Origin of the sequence: Acidovorax sp. JG5 (assembly GCF_017939685.1) — a bacterium.
In the GTDB taxonomy this organism is placed as follows: domain Bacteria; phylum Pseudomonadota; class Gammaproteobacteria; order Burkholderiales; family Burkholderiaceae_C; genus Acidovorax.
Window position 1 is genome coordinate 328589 of the sequence record NZ_JAGKSE010000002.1, and the last position, 17808, is coordinate 346396.

The 17808-nt window shown below is 64.8% G+C and carries 16 protein-coding genes; 10 read left to right on the top strand and 6 right to left on the bottom strand.

Annotated elements, in window-relative coordinates:
- Positions 1 to 6 precede the first annotated feature (6 nt).
- The 3 genes from dapF to J8G26_RS03745 all read left to right on the top strand — a co-directional run bounded on the left by dapF (position 7) and on the right by J8G26_RS03745 (position 2769).
- Positions 7 to 885 carry a diaminopimelate epimerase gene (gene dapF, locus J8G26_RS03735; RefSeq protein WP_210567975.1) on the top strand — a complete coding sequence of 293 codons (879 nt, stop codon included), beginning with the start codon at positions 7 to 9 and terminating at the stop codon, positions 883 to 885.
- Positions 882 to 1577 carry a DUF484 family protein gene (locus J8G26_RS03740; protein ID WP_087747588.1) on the top strand — a complete coding sequence of 232 codons (696 nt, stop codon included), beginning with the start codon at positions 882 to 884 and terminating at the stop codon, positions 1575 to 1577. Before dapF ends, J8G26_RS03740 begins: the two co-directional genes overlap by 4 nt.
- 196 nt (positions 1578 to 1773) lie before the next feature.
- Positions 1774 to 2769, top strand: coding sequence for a tyrosine-type recombinase/integrase (locus tag J8G26_RS03745; protein ID WP_087748399.1), 996 nt, complete (start codon positions 1774 to 1776; stop codon positions 2767 to 2769).
- Positions 2770 to 2808: 39 nt separating this feature from the next.
- Here J8G26_RS03745 and J8G26_RS03750 read toward each other — a convergent pair whose 3' ends face one another.
- From J8G26_RS03750 to cadR, 6 genes are all read right to left on the bottom strand, one after another.
- Entirely contained in the window at positions 2809 to 5073 is a 2265-nt protein-coding gene (locus J8G26_RS03750; RefSeq protein WP_246881215.1) for an EAL domain-containing protein, read from the bottom strand.
- 29 nt (positions 5074 to 5102) lie between these two features.
- Positions 5103 to 5843, bottom strand: coding sequence for a GGDEF domain-containing protein (locus J8G26_RS03755; protein ID WP_087747586.1), 741 nt, complete (start codon positions 5841 to 5843; stop codon positions 5103 to 5105).
- On the bottom strand, positions 5844 to 6233 hold the full coding sequence (locus tag J8G26_RS03760) for a DUF1987 domain-containing protein (protein ID WP_087747585.1): 390 nt from the start codon (positions 6231 to 6233) through the stop codon (positions 5844 to 5846). It abuts the gene before it with no gap.
- A 32-nt stretch (positions 6234 to 6265) separates the two neighbouring features.
- Positions 6266 to 6838 (bottom strand): SiaB family protein kinase, encoded by a 573-nt coding sequence (locus tag J8G26_RS03765; RefSeq protein ID WP_087747584.1) that lies wholly within the window; start codon positions 6836 to 6838, stop codon positions 6266 to 6268.
- 11 nt (positions 6839 to 6849) lie between these two features.
- Positions 6850 to 8082, bottom strand: coding sequence for a SpoIIE family protein phosphatase (locus J8G26_RS03770; RefSeq protein ID WP_087747583.1), 1233 nt, complete (start codon positions 8080 to 8082; stop codon positions 6850 to 6852).
- 91 nt (positions 8083 to 8173) lie between these two features.
- Positions 8174 to 8686 (bottom strand): Cd(II)/Pb(II)-responsive transcriptional regulator, encoded by a 513-nt coding sequence (cadR, locus tag J8G26_RS03775; protein ID WP_210567977.1) that lies wholly within the window; start codon positions 8684 to 8686, stop codon positions 8174 to 8176.
- A 251-nt stretch (positions 8687 to 8937) separates the two neighbouring features.
- On the opposite strand from cadR, the gene J8G26_RS03780 reads away from it, so the two are divergent.
- From J8G26_RS03780 to mraZ, 7 genes are all read left to right on the top strand, one after another.
- A complete protein-coding gene (locus J8G26_RS03780) occupies positions 8938 to 11070 on the top strand; it encodes a cation-translocating P-type ATPase (protein WP_246881231.1) in 2133 nt (710 codons plus the stop codon).
- Positions 11071 to 11231: 161 nt separating this feature from the next.
- Positions 11232 to 12293 carry a GTP-binding protein gene (locus J8G26_RS03785; RefSeq protein ID WP_210567979.1) on the top strand — a complete coding sequence of 354 codons (1062 nt, stop codon included), beginning with the start codon at positions 11232 to 11234 and terminating at the stop codon, positions 12291 to 12293.
- Positions 12294 to 12761: 468 nt separating this feature from the next.
- Complete coding sequence (gene dksA / locus J8G26_RS19305; RefSeq protein WP_232476411.1) at positions 12762 to 13259, top strand: RNA polymerase-binding protein DksA; 498 nt, start codon at positions 12762 to 12764, stop codon at positions 13257 to 13259.
- Between the two features lie 46 nt (positions 13260 to 13305).
- Entirely contained in the window at positions 13306 to 15012 is a 1707-nt protein-coding gene (locus J8G26_RS03795) for an STAS domain-containing protein (protein ID WP_210567981.1), read from the top strand.
- A 68-nt stretch (positions 15013 to 15080) separates the two neighbouring features.
- Complete coding sequence (gene hslV / locus J8G26_RS03800; RefSeq protein ID WP_086911320.1) at positions 15081 to 15644, top strand: ATP-dependent protease subunit HslV; 564 nt, start codon at positions 15081 to 15083, stop codon at positions 15642 to 15644.
- A 102-nt stretch (positions 15645 to 15746) separates the two neighbouring features.
- Positions 15747 to 17072 (top strand): ATP-dependent protease ATPase subunit HslU, encoded by a 1326-nt coding sequence (hslU, locus tag J8G26_RS03805; protein WP_210567982.1) that lies wholly within the window; start codon positions 15747 to 15749, stop codon positions 17070 to 17072.
- A 304-nt stretch (positions 17073 to 17376) separates the two neighbouring features.
- Positions 17377 to 17805 (top strand): division/cell wall cluster transcriptional repressor MraZ, encoded by a 429-nt coding sequence (gene mraZ / locus J8G26_RS03810; RefSeq protein WP_026436642.1) that lies wholly within the window; start codon positions 17377 to 17379, stop codon positions 17803 to 17805.
- Positions 17806 to 17808 lie beyond the last annotated feature (3 nt).

Genomic DNA, 17808 nt, shown 5'->3' on the forward strand with positions numbered 1-17808 from the left:
CGGCCCATGCAGATTCGCTTCACCAAAATGCAGGGCGCGGGCAACGATTTCGTGGTGCTCGACGAAACCGAGGGCCGCCTGGGCCTGACGCCAGCGCATTACCGCCTGCTGGCCGACCGCCACTTCGGCGTGGGTGCCGACCAGATCCTCACCGTGCGGCCCTCGCCGGGCGAAGGCATTGATTTTGAATACGTGATCCACAACGCCGATGGCGGCGAGGTGGAGCAGTGCGGCAACGGCGCGCGCTGCTTTGCGCGCTATGTGTACGACAAGGGCCTGACCGCCAAGGACACCATCCGTGTGCAGACGCTCTCGGGCGTGATTGCGCCCCGGCGCACGCCCGACGGCCGCGTGACGGTGGACATGGGCCGCCCGGTGTTCGATGCGGCACGGGTGCCCTTTGATGCGACCGGCCTTACGCCGGTGGTCCAGGGTTTTGGGCAAAAATGGCCTCTAGCCCTTGCTGATAAAGCGCAAGCAGCTCCTATATTTGTAGCGGTTGTGTCCATGGGCAATCCGCACGCCGTGCAGCTGGTGGAGGATGTGGACACCGCGCCCGTGGCGCAGACCGGCCCGCTGATCGAATCGCACCCGCGCTTTCCGCGCCGGGTGAATGCCGGTTACCTGCAGATCGTGGACCGCGGCCATGTGCGCCTGCGCGTGTTCGAGCGCGGCGCGGGCGAAACCCTGGCCTGCGGCACGGGCGCCTGCGCTGCCGTGGCGGCGGGAATTCGCCTGGGGCTGCTCGATGCGCAGGTGGATGTGCACACGCGCGGCGGCCTGCTCACCATTGCCTGGAGCGGCCACGAGGCCGACTCCGTTTTCATGACCGGTCCGGCCATAACAGTTTTTGACGGCCAGATCGAACTCCCTGACACGTTATGACCACCAGTTCCCCCATCTCGCCCATCACTGAAGACGACATCGCCCAGTTCCTCATCCAGACGCCCGGATTTTTCGAGCGCCACGCCGAGGTGCTGGCCAGCGTGCAGATCACCAGCCCCCACGGCGCACGGGCCGTGAGCCTGCAGGAGCGCCAGGCCGAAATGCTGCGCGAGAAGATCAAGGGGCTGGAGCAGCGCATCATGGACATGGTGCGCAACAGCCATGAGAATGCCGCCATCGCCACCAAGGTGGACCATTGGGCCAGCGCCCTGCTGCAAGTGCGCGACCCCATGGACCTGCCCCAGGCCGTGGTGGACGGCGTGCGCACCCTGTTCGATGTGCCGCAGGCCGCCGTGCGGGTCTGGGGAGTTTCGGGGGCCTATATCGACGCCGACTTTGCCCAGGGCGCCAGCGAAGACGCCCGTGCGTTCGCCACCTCGCTGACCATGCCGTTCTGCGGCCCCAACCTGGGGTTTGAACCTGCGGTCTGGCTGGCACAGGAGGATGGTGCGGCGGCCCAGTCGCTGGCCCTGCTGCCGCTGCGCGAAGGCGCCGTGGACAGCGCTGCGCCGGCGTTCGGCCTGTTGGTGCTGGGCTCGCCCGACCCGCAGCGCTTTGACGCCACCATGGGCACCGACTTCTTGTCGCGCATGGCCGAGCTGGCCAGCGCGGCATTGCTGCGTTTGCACTGAGAGGCTGAGAGTCTTTCATCCATGCCCGCCTTGCACGCCAAAACACACCGGCTCGTCGTTGCAAATACTCGCCATAGCCCGAGCTATGGCTGTGTTGTGCGCCTAGACCCGGCGTGTTTTGACGCGCCTTTCGGGCACGGCCGAAAAACGCTCAGCCTCTGAGCCGCCACCCCAGGCACTGGCCGGGTTCCTGCGCATGGCTGACCTCTCCAAGCCGCAAAGCACCGTGGCGGCTGCGCCCGATCCGCTGGTGCTGCGCTACCTGGAGCATGCGCGCGTGGAAAAGCGCCTGGCCGCGCGCACCCTCACGCTGTACACGCTGGACCTGGAAAAGCTGGCGCAGCTGGCGGCGGGCGTGAACCTGCCGCTGCTGCAGCTCACGAGCGCGCACATCCGCCGCTTTGTGGCCCAGATGCACAGCGGCGGGCGCAGCGGGCGCGGCATTGCGCTCATCCTGTCGGGCTGGCGCGGTTTTTTCATTTGGGCCGGGCGGCAGGGGCTGATGGCGCACAACCCGGTGCAGGACGTGCGCGCGCCCAAGGCGCCCAAGCCTTTGCCCAAGGCCCTGGGCGTGGACGACGCCGTGCGCCTGGCCGAGTTCGACAACACCGGCGCCGACCCCTGGCTGGAGGCACGCGATGCGGCCATGGTGGAGCTGCTGTACGGCTGCGGCCTGCGCGTGGGCGAACTGGCCGGGCTCGACGCCATCCCCCATGCCGACACCCAGCGCTTGGGCCGGGGCTGGGTCGATCTGCAGGCGGGCGAAGCCCATGTGTTCGGCAAGGGCAGCAAGCGCCGCACCGTGCCGGTGGGCACCGCTGCCACTGCGGCGCTGGGGGCCTGGCTGCAATTGCGGGCCACACCGTTTGGCGGTGAGGGCTCGGCGCGGCTCGATACCGCCCTGTTTGTCGGCCAGCGCGGCAAGCGGCTCACGGCGCAGTCGATCTGGCTGCGCCTGCGCCAGCGCAGCCAGCAGGCGGGGCTGACCACGCCGGTGCACCCGCACATGCTGCGCCACTCGTTTGCCAGCCACCTGCTGCAAAGCAGTGGCGACCTGCGCGCCGTGCAGGAGCTGCTGGGCCACGCCAACATCACCACCACGCAGGTCTATACGCGGCTCGACTTTCAACACCTGGCCAAGGTGTACGACGCGGCACACCCGCGTGCGCGCAGGAAACCTGGGGGCGCGTGAGCCCCGGGCCACTGCCGACGCGTGCTGCCGGCGCTCTTTTCAGGATTGCGCCAGCCAGCGCAAAAGGTCGGTTTTTTCCATGGGGTAGGCGATGTGGTAGCCCTGCCCGTGGTGGCAGCCCATGGCCTGCAGCGCTTGCCATGCAGCAGCGTTCTCGATGCCTTCGGCCAGCACCTGAAGTCCCAGCTTGCGTCCCAGCTGCACCACCATTTCGGCCACGCGCCCGCCGTGCGGGGCATCCAGTTGCTGCACGAAAGTGCGGTCGATCTTGATGCGGTCCAGCGGCAGCCGCTCCAGGTAACTCAGCGAGGAGTAGCCCGTGCCGAAGTCGTCAATGGCGATGGTGACGCCGTGGGCGCGCAGGGCATTCAGCGTGGATTGCAGCAACTGTGTGGGCAGGACCACCACGGATTCCGTGATTTCCAATTCCAGGTGGTGTCCCGCCAGGCCGTTGGCCGACAGTGCGGCGCACACCATGCCGAAAAAGCCGGGGTCGCGCAGCTGGACCACGGAGACGTTGACCGCCATGCGCGCAGGTGCCAGTCCGGCCATTTGCAGTTCACGCAGGGTCTGGCAGGCCATCTCGAGCGCCCTCTGGCCCAGGGGCAGGATCAGGCTCGAATGTTCGGCCACGGGGATGAATTGGTCTGGCGGCACCAGGCGGCCATCGGCGGTGCGCCAGCGCAGCAAGGCTTCCAGTCCGATGACATTGCCCGTTTCGAGATCGACCTGCGGCTGGTAAACCAGAAACAGCTCAGCGTTTTCTATGGCCTTGCGCAGTTCTGAGAGCAGCACTGCGCGCTCTTTCGCTTCTGCGCCCATGTGGGCCGCGTACTGCAGTTGCTGACCGCGGTGATCGCGCTTGGCACGCTTGAGCGCGATGGTTGCGTCCTTGACGAGGTCGTCGCCCGTTCTGGCACCCTGGGGCAGCAGCACATACCCACAGGTCATTGATACCTTGTGGGGCGTGTCGTTGATGGTCAGCGGGTCGCGCACGCAGTCCGGCAGCTGCTGTGGTGGAACCATGTGTGCGGGCCCCAGGATGCCAAAGGTGTCGGGCCCCACGCGGGCCAGCATCACTCCGGCGGGCAGGACTTCGGCCAGGCGCTGCGCAACGGCACTGAGCAGGCGATCGCCGAAGCGGTGCCCCATCATCTCGTTGGTGGCGCTGAAGTCGTCAATATCGACCAGGGCCAGCATCATGCCTTCCGTGCCGCGTTGCACGCATTCACCCACCTTCTCAATAAAGTAGGCCCGGTTGGGCAGCGAGACCAGCGGGTCGGAATAGGCCGACCGGCGCAGGCGTTCCAGCAACCCCCGGTTGCGCAGCAAGGTGCTGAAACTGACACAGAAGAAATCGAGCAACTGCCGATCGGGCCCGATGGCCGGGTCCGCCAGTTCGATGAACACCACCATGTCCTGGTCGCCGGGGCTGCCGATGTACAGGGCCAGTCCGCGGTCATCGCCAAAGACGTTGTCGCCGCAGCAGCGGGGCGGTGGCAGCACGCCGGGCGCAGCAAACGGCTGGACGGGGTTGTCCAGCGCGTTGCCCCGTGTGTCGAGGGCCCGGTGCAGTAGGCGCAGCATGGTCGCATCAGGCAGCGCGGCCATGGGCAAGTCCAGCAAGCCCGCGAAACGTCCCGTGGCGGCTTGCACGCGGTAGGTGCCGGATGGACCTGCCGTGGTATCCCGAACACAGGCCAGTGCTTGCCCCGGCACACCCAGCAAGGCTGCGAGCTGGGTGATGACCCCGGTGGCGAAGGCGCTCAGATCGGTGTGCTCCAGCAGCGCTGTGCTGGAGCACACGATCGCTTCCATGCTGCGGCGACTGGCCTCGAAGGCGCACAACCGCTGGTAGCCTTGCACGGATCTGGCCGCGATGGCCCCCCAGCGATCCGGCGTCAAATCGGTCTTGGAGTGGTAGTCGCTGATGTCATAGCGCAAAAGCGTGTCCAGATCGGGCACGCAGTGCGGGGCTTCCGTGCGCAACACGAGGCGTGTCTTGCGCAGGCCGGCGGTGTGGCGCATGAAATCGAGCAATGCCAGGCCGCCGCCCGCGTGCTGCGATACCAGGTCCATCATCACCACGGCCAGGTCGGCCTCGCCCAGCAGCAGCGCGCGTACGTTATCGCCATGCGTGCAATGCACGAGTTCCAGCGGGCGGTCAAACAGCCTCAGACCTGCGGATGCGTCGCGAATACCGTCATGCACCTCGGGGTCGTCGTCGATGACCAGCACCCGCCAGGCTGGCAGTTGCGAGCTTGCACAGCGCAACGGGTCTGTGGCGGTAGTGGAGGACATCATTTCAGCACGCATCACGGACTGCCTGCGATTTAGCTCGGCACAGTGTCGACCGCACGCACTACCTGGTTGCGGCCGCCGCGTTTGGCGACGTACAGGGCTTCGTCGGCAAGCCCGTAGGCGTCATCGAAGCTGCCGCCGCGTGACAACTGGCTCACACCGAAGCTGGCCGTGATGCGGCTGCCATCAGGGAGGTTGAATGCGTGGTTCTCGATGGCTTCGCGCATCAATTGGGCAACCTGCTCTGACGTTTGCGCCTCCTGCTGTGGCAGGAGCACGGTGAATTCTTCCCCGCCGACGCGGCCGATGAGGGCATTGGGGGGCACCACGGCCTTGAGGCTGTCCACAACGCCCAGAATGACGGTGTCCCCCACGGGGTGGCCAAAGCTGTCGTTCACGCGCTTGAAATGGTCAATGTCCAGCACGATCAGGGCCAGGTCGTGTTGCAGGGCGTGCTGATTGACGCGCTCGATGATGGCGGCGCGGTTGAGCACGCCCGTCAGTGGGTCGTGCGTGGCGCGGTATTCGAGTTCTGTGGCCAGGTCCTGCAGGCGCTGGTTGAGCAGGGTCATCTCCAGCTCGGCGCGGTCGCTGCGGCGCACCAGGCGGCGCGTCTCGCGCAGCAGGCGCTCATAGGCGGCCAGCAGATCGCCCAGCGCCTGGCGGTACGCGTCACCCCCTGCCGCAGTGCCCGTCTCGTAAACGGCACGGGCATCCAGCATCGACCGGTGCTCGGCCTCGAAAAGATCTGGCGCTGGCTTGGCTGAGTCCATTCAGGCGGGTCTCACCGTGTGGCTGACGAAATGAATGGCCGGAAAGTCCTCGTGCAGTTCCTGCCCGAACTCGAAAATGGTGTCGTCTTCCTCGTCGTGGTACCAGTTAAGGGCAATGTGGTTGCCGGCCTCCGCCGCCTCGTCGAGCGCTGCGATCACATTGAACAGCATCTTGGTGCTGGAGCTGTTGAAGTACGCCAGCGCGATATTCACTTCTACCTTGCTGTCCTGCAGCGTGCCAAGGAACTCCTTCAGGCGCTCGATGACCTGGCCGTAGAAGGCGGCTGCATTCTCGGGGTAAGACTCGCCGCGCAGGCCCAGGGTGTGGGTGTCAAATCGAAAATCCACCTCTGGGGAGCTGGGTGTGGGGGCGATGTAGAGGTTGTCCATTCGTGATCTCTGTTCGTTGTCGGGCCGGCGCGTCAGATCGCGGCCTTCAGATAGAAAACCGCGGACCCGTTGGCGCTTTCGGGCGGTGCAAAATCAAATTCCAGGGGTTCGCGCGCATCCCGGGCCATGGTGAGCAGGCCCATGCCGGCACCTTTGCTGCCCTCGGGCGTTTCCTCGCGCAGCGTCATGCGGTAAGCCTGCTTGATTTCTTCGGGCGACATGCCGGTCAGCGTTTCCAGCTTCGTGCGCAACGCATCGCCCGTTTCGGGGTGGACGGGATTGGCACACAGCAACAGAAAGCTGCCATCGTCCTCGCGCCGGATGCAGACCGAGCCGTGGCGCAGCTCGCCATTGTCCTGGCTGGGGGGGGTGAGTGCATCGGACGAGTAGTGGATGATGTTCTGCGCCATTTCAACGAAGGACGAGAACAGCTTGCGTCGCGTCGGGCCCGCCACGCCCGCACTTTCGAGTTGCAATTTCACCGCCTCTGCCATGGCGGCGACGATGTTTTGCGAGAAGTAGCCCACGTAGTAAAAAATGACCTGGTGCTCTCGCGCCAGATGGAAGAAGGTGCCATATTCCTTGGCAACGGCAGAGCGGATCATTCGAAGTCTCTTCAGGTACGGAAACAGAAAAACGTCACGTCGTCGCGGCGGTGGTGCTCGCCCTGCCACTGCTGCAGCGCGGCGAGTACATCGCGATTGAGCTGGGCAGGGGTGCTGCTTGCCAGGCCCCGCAACAGCTCACACAGGCGGCGCTTGCCAAAGGCGATGGCGCGCGGGCCGCCCACCTGGTCCACCAGCCCGTCGGTGGTGGCGAACACCAGGCTGCCCGCAGGCAGGTCCACCGCCACGTTGCGCCAGGCGTAATCGAGTTCGCTGTCCACATAGCCCACGCCCTTGCGCTGGCCTTCGACCACGTCCACCTGATCGACGCCGGGGCGCAGCACGAACAGCGAAAGGCGGGCTCCGGCAAAAACCATCTGGCGGGTGCCGGGCTCGTACCAAAAGCATGCGGCATCCATGCCATCGTCGGAGCCTGGTGTGCCGTCCTGGCCACCGACCTGGCCCAGCATCTGCTTGATGCTGCGGTTGACGATGGCGAGCAACGCGGCGGGATCGCGCGCCCCTTTTTCCTTGATCGCCTGGCTCAGGCTGCTGGAGGCGATCAGGGTCATGAAGGCGCCCGGAACACCGTGCCCTGTGCAATCTGCCACGGTGGCAAACCAGCCGCCGTCATCCACGCTGAACTGGTAGAAATCACCGCCGACGACATCGCGAGGCTCCCAGACCAGATCGGCCTCGGGGCAGGCAAGCGAGAGAATTTCGCGCGAGCTGCGCAGGGCAGACTGTTGAATCACGCTTGCATATTCGATGCTGTGCATGATCTGGCGATTGCGCGCGGCCTGAATGTCGGCCACTGCGCGCATGAGCTGCAGGCCGTTGCCCACGCCGGCAAATTCGTTGTTGCGGGTAATGATGAAGCCGTCGGACAAGGCTTTTTCGCCGAACTCGACGGCCTTGAAGGTCAGCGTCTCGATGTCCATGGATGCATCAACGACCAGTGGCTCTTTGTCCATGAAAGCGATGCAGCTCTTGCGGCCGTAAAGTTCCAGGCGAAATGGCTTGCTGATCTGCGAGAGGAAGATGTCGCGATTGATCAGACCGATGGGTTGTTGGCCCTCTACCACCGGCAGGCTGACCAGCTCGCGGTGCTGCGTGAACGTCTCCAGCACCTTTTCGTTGGTGGACTCGGTCGTCATGCAGGGAGCCGGTGTGCACAAGTCTGCAGCGCTGGGCTGGCGGAAGCGGGGCCGGAAGTCGCTCAGATACGCGGAAGACTCAGACATGTGGGCGCCATAAAAAGTGTACAAGAATGTTACGACTTGTATGTGACTGAACCGTGACGTTTGTGTCATTGAGATGGATGCCTCCAGGCTGTCAGCCTGTCGGGTTGTTCACGGCGCCAGAGGATTCTTGCGACGCTGGCACGGCCTTGTGCGCAGCCGTTCGCGCATGCGTGCCGTGCACATGGCCCGCGTGCGGGCGGCCAGGTCGGCTGGCGAGGTCGGTCAGCTCATTGAGGATGCCGCAGTGGGCGGCGTCCTGCGCCTCGTGGCACTGCTCGCGCAGGTTCTTGAGCTGCTTTTCGAGCTGGCGCAGTTCACGGATGCGCGCGGCAACATGGCCGATGTGTGCGTCCAGCAGGGCGTTGACATCGCCGCAGTTGCGGGTGGGCGCATCCTTGAAGCGCAGCAGCGTGCGAATCTCGTCCAGCGTCATGTCCAGGCCCCGGCAATGCCGTATGAACGACAGTCGTGCAGCCTGGGCCTCGTTGTAGATGCGGTAGTTGCCCCCGGTGCGGGCGGCCTCGGGCAGCAAGCCCTCGCGTTCGTAATACCGGATGGTTTCGACCGGGGTGTGGGTCAGGGTGGCCAGCTCGCCGATTTTCATGGGATGCGCCGCTTGGGTGGTGGTACCGCGATGGTACGCCGCTGGCATGCTTGACTCTATAGTGGCATCAGGGTTTCCAATAGATGCCAGCAAGGAAAGCAACCATGAGCCCATCCCCCCACACCCCGCCCGCCGCGGCCGACCCATGCAGCCATTGTGCGTCCGATGCGTTCATTGACAACGCCCCTGCGCAGCGCGCTGCGGCCAGCGCGCCCGGCGCAGCCCGTGGGACGGTTTTTCGCATCGCCACGATGGACTGTGCGGCCGAGGAAAGCGAGATCCGCCACGCGGTGGCGGGTGTTTCGGGCCTGCGCGGCCTGCGCTTTCAGCTGGCCGCCCGCACGGTGGCCGTCGATGCACCGCCATCGGTGATGCCCCAGGTCCTGGCGGCCATCCGGCGGGTGGGGTTTGATCCACAGCCCGTGGCCCAGGAGGGTGTGGAGGCGCAGGCACACGCGCACGCTCACCTGCCGGGCGCCGAAGGCCTCGCGCGCCTGGGCTTGGCGCTCGGGTTGGCCGTGGCAGCCGAGCTGCTGGCGTTTCTGTCTCCGGACCAGCGGGTTTTCCAGGTGGCGGGCATGGCGCTGGCGGCCGTCGCCATCGGGCTGGCCGGGTTTTCCACCTACCGCAAGGGCCTTGCCGCGTTGGGGCGCGGGCGGCTCAACATCAATGCGCTGATGACCGTGGCCGTGACCGGCGCCTTTGTGATCGGCCAGTGGCCCGAAGCGGCCATGGTGATGGCGCTGTATGCCATCGCCGAGCTCATCGAGGCGCGGTCGGTGGACCGGGCACGCAACGCCATCAAAAGCCTGCTCGACCTGACCCCCGACACGGCCGAGCTGCGCCAGCCCGACGGCACCTGGCAACCGGTTGCCGCAGCCGCCGTGGGACCGGACGCCGTGGTCCGCATCCGGCCCGGTGCGCGCGTGCCGCTCGACGGCGTGGTCGTCGCGGGCGCCAGCGCCGTGAACCAGGCGTCGGTCACGGGCGAGAGCATGCCTGTAGACAAGGCAGCGGGCGACACCTTGTTTGCCGGCACCATCAATGACACCGGCACCCTGGAAATGCGGGTGACTGCCACGGCCAGCAACACCACGCTGGCCCGCATCATCCACGCGGTGGAACAGGCGCAGGCCAGCCGCGCGCCCACCCAGCAGTTGGTGGACCAATTCGCCGCCATCTACACGCCGGTGGTGTTCGGGCTGGCGGTGGCGGTGGCAGTGCTCATGCCCTGGCTGACAGACGTGACGTGGCTGCAGGCGCTTTACAAGGCCCTGGTCCTGCTCGTGATTGCCTGCCCGTGCGCACTGGTCATCGCCACGCCTGTCACGGTGGTGAGCGGCTTGGCCGCAGCCGCGCGGCGCGGCATTCTCATCAAGGGCGGGGTCTATCTGGAAACCGCGCACCAGCTCAAGGCCGTAGCGCTCGACAAGACCGGCACCATCACCGAAGGCCGGCCCCGGCTGGTGGCGGCCGAGGTGCTGCCGCAGGAGGGGCCAGCCTCTGTGCCAGAGGCGCAGGTGCTGCGCTGGGCCGCCGATCTGGCGGGGCATTCCGACCACCCGGTGTCGCGCGCCATCGCGCAGGGGCTGGCTGTGGCGCAGGTGGCGCCCCCGGATGGTGCGCTGGAGGGTTTCACGGCCTTGCCGGGGCGCGGCGTGCAGGCCCGCATTGCCGGGCAGGCGCTGGTGCTGGGCAACCACCGCCTGATCGAGGAGCGTGGCCTGTGCAACGCCGGTATCGAGGCCCGGCTGGAAGCCCACGAGGCGCAGGGCCGTACGGTGACGCTGCTGGCGACGGATATCGCCGTACTGGCCATTTTTGCCGTGGCCGATACCATCAAGGACAGTTCGCGCGAGGCGCTGGCCACGCTGCATGCGATGGGCGTGGCGTCGGTGATGCTGACGGGCGACAACACCGTGACGGCCCGCACCATCGCCACTCAGGCGGGCATTGATGAGGTGCAGGGCAACCTTTTGCCGCAAGACAAGCTGGCAGCCATCGAAGCCCTGCAGGCGCGCCATGGTCTGACGGCGATGGTGGGAGATGGCATCAACGATGCCCCCGCGCTGGCCCGGGCCGACATCGGCATCGCGATGGGGGCGGCGGGCACCGACACGGCCATGGAGGCTGCCGATGTGGTCATCATGAACGACGACCTGCGGCGCATTCCTGAGCTCATCCGGCTGTCGCGTCAGGTGCGCGCTGTGCTCTGGCAGAACATTGCCCTGGCGCTGGGCATCAAGCTGGTTTTTCTGGGGCTGGCGCTGTTCAACGGCGCCTCAATGTGGATGGCCGTGTTTGCCGACATGGGGGCCAGCCTGATCGTGGTGTTCAATGGCCTGCGCATGCTGCGCGCGGTGGACAAGGCGCCAACGAAATAGGGCGAAATGGCGCCTGTTCCCGCAGCAGGCGGCCTGGTTTGGCGGTGTCCGGCACGGGCTTTGCTCCCCCGCTAAACTCATCCCTTTTTGCGGCCTGGCTTGCCAGCGGCGCACCATTTGGCAGCCGGTTGCACGGCCCGTTGCTTATCCCAAGGCTCCCCATGTCCCTCATTCCTGTCACCATCCTCACCGGCTTTCTGGGTTCCGGAAAGACCACGCTGCTCAAGCGCCTGCTGAGCGAAGCCCATGGCCAGAAAATCGCCGTCATCGAGAATGAATTCGGCGAGGAGAACATCGACAACGACATTCTCGTGACTGAATCGAAGGAGCAGATCGTTCAGATGAGCAATGGCTGCATCTGCTGCACCATTCGCGAAGACCTGCGCGAGACGCTGCAACTTCTGGCGGCCAAAAAGCGCAAGGGCCTGCTGGACTTCGAGCGCATCGTGATCGAGACCACCGGCGTGGCCGACCCCGGCCCCGTGGCGCAGACCTTCTTCATGGATGAGGAAATCGCCGAAACGTATCTGATCGACTCCATCATCACGCTGGTCGATGCCAAGCACGCGCCCCAGCAGCTCAATGACCGCCAGGAAGCGCGCCGCCAGGTGGGTTTTGCCGACCAGATATTCCTGTCCAAGACCGACCTGGTGAGCGCCGAGGAAACCGATGCGCTGATCCATCGCTTGAAGCACATGAACCCGCGCGCGCCCATCAAGGCCGTGCACTTTGGCGAGGTGCCGCTCAAGGAGGTGCTGGATTTGCGGGGCTTCAACCTCAATGCCAAACTGGATATCGATCCGGACTTCCTCAAGGAGGAGGACGCAGAGCACGATCACCATGACCACGCCCATGGCGAGCACTGTGACCACCCATCGCACCAGCACGGCCATGAAGGCCATGGGCACCACCACCACCATCACGACGATGATGTGAAAAGCTTTGTCTACCGATCGGACCGCCCGTTCGATCCGGCCAAGCTGGAGGATTTTCTGGGTGCCATCGTCAACATCTATGGCCCGCGCATGCTGCGTTACAAGGGCGTGCTGAACATGAAGGGCACCGACCGCAAGGTGATCTTTCAGGGCGTGCACCAGCTCATGGGCAGCGACCTGGGGCCGCAATGGGCTGAAGGAGAGGCGCGCACCAGCAAGATGGTCTTTATCGGCATTGATTTGCCCAAGGACATCTTCCTGCAGGGGCTGGAGCAGAGCCTTGTTTGACCGGTTTTGACGGGGGAGGCGGGGATTGCCCCACATCCTTATGTGTTGTATCTGCAACGTTTTCGTTTGCGTCCGCCCAGGTCGATACAATCGCGCCCCGGTAAAACCCCGGAAGGCTTGCCACCCGCCCTTGGCTGCCTGCGCAGCCCGGGCCAGCCCGTTACGCGAGGAGTCCCGTCAGTGAAAGCCGAAACCAGCAAACCCAAGGCGGCCGCAAAAGCGGCCCCATCCGCGGCACACAGTGCTGCCGCCCCAGCGGCAACCAAGACTGCTGCAAAGGCTGCTGCCAAGGTCGCCCCCAAAGCCGCCAGCCTGGCAGTGGCAGAGGAGCCCGCACAGGTTTTGCGGGCCGGCAGCCAAGTACCCGTGCGCAGCACCCGGCCTTCATCCCGGCTGGCCCAATTGACCGTACCATCCATGGCCCAGGCAGTGGCGTCGACCGCTGCCAAAGCCAGTTATCAACACACCATGCCCACGACCGCGCAAGTGCACCCCACCTACACGGCTGCCAAAAAAGACCCCAAGCTGGCGAACAACTGGAAGGCCAAAACGGCCGAAGAGCTGACCGACGCCGAAGTGATCGCGATGCCCGACAGCGAGTACATGAACGACAAGCAGATGGCGTTTTTCCGCCTCAAGCTCGTTCAACTCAAGCAGGAAATCCACAACAGTGCCGGTGAAACCACCGAGCACCTGCGCGAAGACACCGTGGTGGTGCCCGATCCCGCCGACCGCGCCACCATTGAAGAAGAGCACGCGCTCGAGTTGCGCACCCGCGACCGCGAACGCAAGCTGCTCAAGAAGATCGAGCAGTCCATTGCTCGCATCGACTCGGGTGACTATGGTTATTGCGATGAAACCGGCGAACCCATCGGGGTGGGTCGCCTGATTGCCCGCCCCACCGCCACGCTGTCGTTGGAAGCGCAGCAACGCCGTGAACTCAAACAGAAAATGTTTGGAGACTGAAGGCCGAGCGGCTTCATATTTCCATGCGCACCCGTTCTGACTGCCTATGAGCAAGGAAGAAACCACACCCGGCGGCCTGCTGTCCAAGGTGGTGCGGTTTGTGCGCAACCCCACGGTTAACTGGACGGAGCTCGACTCGATCCAGGCCGACCGGGAAAGCCAATACAGCAAGCAGATGCTCAAGGAGATGATCGAGCGCAAGCGGCGCAACGACTTCGTGCGCCGCCGCGAGTTTGATCAACTGCGCAAGCTGCGCCAGCGCGAGGTGCTGCAGGGCGATCGCGCGGAAGACCCCGCGGGTCGCCCGTCGTTCTTTCAGAGCAGCATGGCGTCACCCGACGGGCGCGCCGTCACGCTCAAGAAGATCGACGAGATCGAAGCGCAGATGTCCCAGCAGTGGTGGAAGGGCAAGCACACGGCAGATGCCCCCACCCAGCCTGCCGACATGCAGCCCCAGGGCCAAGAGGAGGCCGCCGCGCGCGCCTATGCGCTCACCCGGCCGGGCACTTTGCAGGCTCCGCTGGAGGTCAGGCCCTCGGTGGCGCCGTTGTTTGCGGACGACAGCATGGCCATTGCGGGGTTTGGCGGCAAAGATGCCCCCATGCGCGCTGGCGCACCCGCAGCGTCTTTCAGCCCTGCCGCAGCCGAACCTGAACCCGCAGTCGAACCGGAGGAATTTGTGCACGAACCCGATCTGGAAGAAGCCGCCATCCGGTTTGCCAATGGCGATCATGCCGGCGCCGAGTCTGGCCTGCGGGATGTGCTTGCCCAGCACCAACAGGATGACCCGCTGCAGCAGCTGGAAATCTGGATGACGCTGTTTGACCTGTACCGCGCAACCGGCCAGCAGGACCGTTTTGACACCCTGGCGATCGACTTTGCCGCGCGTTTCAGCCGGTCGGCACCCCTGTGGTTTTCGATGCCCGAGCAGCTGGGGCTGGCCTCTGCGGCTGCACCCGTCGTGGCGCCTGCGGTTGCACGGCGTGATTTCAGCTGGGCTGCACCTTCGACCGTGGCCGTGTCATCGGTGGCCGCGTTGCAGGCCGCGTTGGCCCGTGCCACCCCGCCCTGGACTTTGGCCTGGGGCCGCCTGACCGCCATTGACGAGGCGGCCGTGCCGCTGCTGGCCGATCAGTTCATCCAGTGGGCCAATCGCAGTGGGCAGTTTGTGTTTTCCGGCGTGTCTGCGCTCAATAGCCTGCTTGAGAGCAAAACCCAGTCGGGCGACCGCTCCAGCAGCCCTGAGTGGTGGCGCCTGCGCATGGCGGTCCTGCGGCTCATGGCCAGCCCGGATGAGTTCGAGCTGGTCGCACTGGACTACTGCGTGACCTACGAAGTCTCGCCGCCCTCGTGGACTGCGCCGCGCTGCGGTTATTCGGACAGCGAACATGCGGCCGCAGGGGTGCAAGCGGCCGGACACGATCTGCTGGCTCCCGAGGCGGCCGATGCCACCGTGCCTGCAGTGCTCGAATCGTCCCCTGCGACGATGCTCAGTGGCCACATTGACGGCGATGCCGCGCCACTGCTGGAGCCTTTCCAGGCGCTGGCGCGACCTGGTGAACCCCTGATCATCGACTGCGACCGTCTTATCCGCATCGATTTCGGCGCCGCCGGCTCGGTGCTCAACTGGGCTGCCGAGCAGCAGTCCCGTGGCTATGTGGTGCAGTTCCACAATCTGCACCGCCTGGTGGCGATCTTCTTCAATGTGATCGGTGTCAGCGAGCACGCCTGGGTCGTTCCGCGCAAGAACTGAAGCGGTGATGGGTGGGGCATGAGGCTGGCGGCTTGCAAATGGCAACCCCGCCCTCACCTGACGCGGCTATGGACCAATCTAGTCAAACTCCTGTTTTCCACGGCACCACCATCCTGAGCGTGCGCCGCCAGACACCCCAGGGCCTGCAGGTCGCCATTGGCGGCGATGGCCAGGTCACTCTGGGCAACATCGTTGTCAAGGGCACGGCGCGCAAGGTGCGCAAGCTCTACCATGGCAAGGTGCTGGCGGGCTTCGCCGGTGCCACGGCCGATGCCTTCACGCTGTTCGAGCGTTTCGAGGCCAAACTCGAAAAGCACCAGGGCCATCTCACCCGTGCTGCCATCGAGCTCACCAAGGACTGGCGCACCGACCGCGTGCTGCGCCGCCTCGAAGCCATGCTGGCCGTTGCCGACGCCAGCGCCTCGCTGATCATCACCGGCAATGGCGATGTGCTGGAGCCGGAGCAGGGCATCGTGTCCATCGGCTCGGGCGGCGCCTACGCGCATTCGGCCGCCAAGGCGCTGCTCAACCACACCGATCTGTCGGCCCAGGACATCGTCAAGCGCTCGCTGGAAATCGCCGGCGAGCTGTGCATTTACACCAACATGAACCACACCATTGAGACGCTGTAGGCCGGCTGGGTGGAAGGTTTGTTGATTATTTTGATATGTTTTTGATAGCTACTAACGCTTTATAGGTAAGCGCTAGAGCCATATTTGACTGGAATTTCTGCCATGTCGTCCATGACCCCCCAGGAAATCGTTTCCGAACTCGACAACCACATCGTCGGCCAGGCCAGCGCCAAGCGCGCCGTGGCCATTGCGCTGCGCAACCGCTGGCGCCGCCAGCAGGTCGAAGGCAGCCTGCGCCAGGAAATCACGCCCAAGAACATCCTCATGATCGGACCCACCGGCGTGGGCAAGACCGAGATCGCCCGGCGCCTGGCGCGCCTGGCCGATGCGCCTTTCATCAAGGTGGAGGCCACCAAGTTCACCGAAGTGGGCTATGTCGGCAAGGATGTGGATGCCATCATCCGCGACCTGGCCGAAATGGCTGTCAAGCAGACGCGCGAATCTGAAATGAAGAAGGTGCGCACCCGCGCCGAAGATGCGGCCGAAGAGCGCATTCTGGACGTGCTGATCCCGCCGGCCCGTGCCGCCGCGGGCGCCGAGCCGGCTACAGACAGCACGGCACGCCAGGTGTTTCGCAAGAAGCTGCGCGAAGGCAGCCTGGACGACAAGGACATCGAGATCGATCTGGCCGAGAGCCGCCCCCAGGTGGAACTCATGGGCCCGGCGGGCATGGAAGAGATGACCGAGCAGTTGCGCGGCATGTTCAGCCAGATGGGGCAGGGCAAGCGCCACACCCGCAAGCTCAAGATCGCCGAGGCCCTGAAGCTGCTCACCGAAGAGGAGGCCAGCAAGCTGGTCAACGAAGAAGAGATCCGGGCCCGCGCCATCGCCAGTGCCGAGCAGAACGGCATCGTGTTCATCGACGAGATCGACAAGGTGGCGGCGCGCCAGGAGACCAGTGGCGCCGACGTGTCGCGCCAGGGCGTGCAGCGCGACCTGCTGCCGCTGGTGGAGGGCACCACGGTGTCCACCAAATACGGCATGGTCAAGACGGACCACATTTTGTTCATCGCCTCCGGGGCCTTCCACCTGTCCAAGCCCAGCGACCTGATTCCCGAACTGCAGGGGCGCTTTCCGATCCGGGTGGAGCTCGAATCCCTGTCGGTGCAGGACTTTGAAGCCATCCTCACGCAGACCCACGCCTCGCTGGTCAAGCAATACCAGGCGCTGCTGGCCACCGAGGGCGTGACGCTCGAATTTTTGCCCGAAGGCATCACGCGCCTGGCGCACATCGCCTTCGATGTGAACGAGCGCACGGAAAACATCGGTGCGCGCCGCCTGGCCACTGTGATGGAGCGGCTGCTGGACGACGTGAGCTTCGACGCGGCCCGCCTGTCCGGCCAGACGGTGACCGTGGACGCGGCCTATGTCGACACACGCCTGCAAACCCTGAGCCAGGACGAAGACCTGTCGCGCTACATCCTTTGAGAACAAAGTTCACGATCTCGCCCCGACCGCGGTGAGTTCGTGAACGCGTTCCAGTCCGGCCTGCCTTCAGGTAACACTTCCATAGGCAGTTCTAAGTGCTTATTGGATAACGGATTTTGTCGTTTTCGTTTCTGCGAAATCGCTGCTAAGTCCTTGATTTCATTGCAAAAGTTTGTTGCATGCCCCCTTGTTTGGCGCGCTTTTCCTGCTACAGTGCAAAAAAGTGCAATTAAGTGGTGAAAAGTGCCCTTGAACTTCGATATCCGGGTTCGAGGGGCCATCGCCCGAACAGGGGAATCGGTCCGTGTTTCAAGGTGCCTCGTCGCTGAGTCTCGATGCGAAAGGTCGGCTGTCTGTGCCGACCCGGCATCGTGACGTCCTGAGCGCGACGGCTGCCGGCCAACTCACAATCACCAAGCACCCCCACGGCTGCCTGATGGTGTTTCCCCGCCCGGAGTGGGAAAAGTTTCGCGAACGCATCGGCCAGTTGCCCATGTCCGCCCAGTGGTGGAAGCGCATCTTTCTGGGCAATGCCATGGACGTGGAGATGGATGCCACCGGTCGCGTACTGGTGTCGCCCGAGCTGCGCGAGGCGGCCGGCATTGCCAAGGACGCCATCCTGCTGGGCATGGGCAACCATTTCGAGTTGTGGGACAAGGCCACGTACGACGCGCAGGAAGCGCAAGCCATGCAGGGCGAAATGCCCGATGTGTTCAAGGATTTCTCTTTCTAAGGC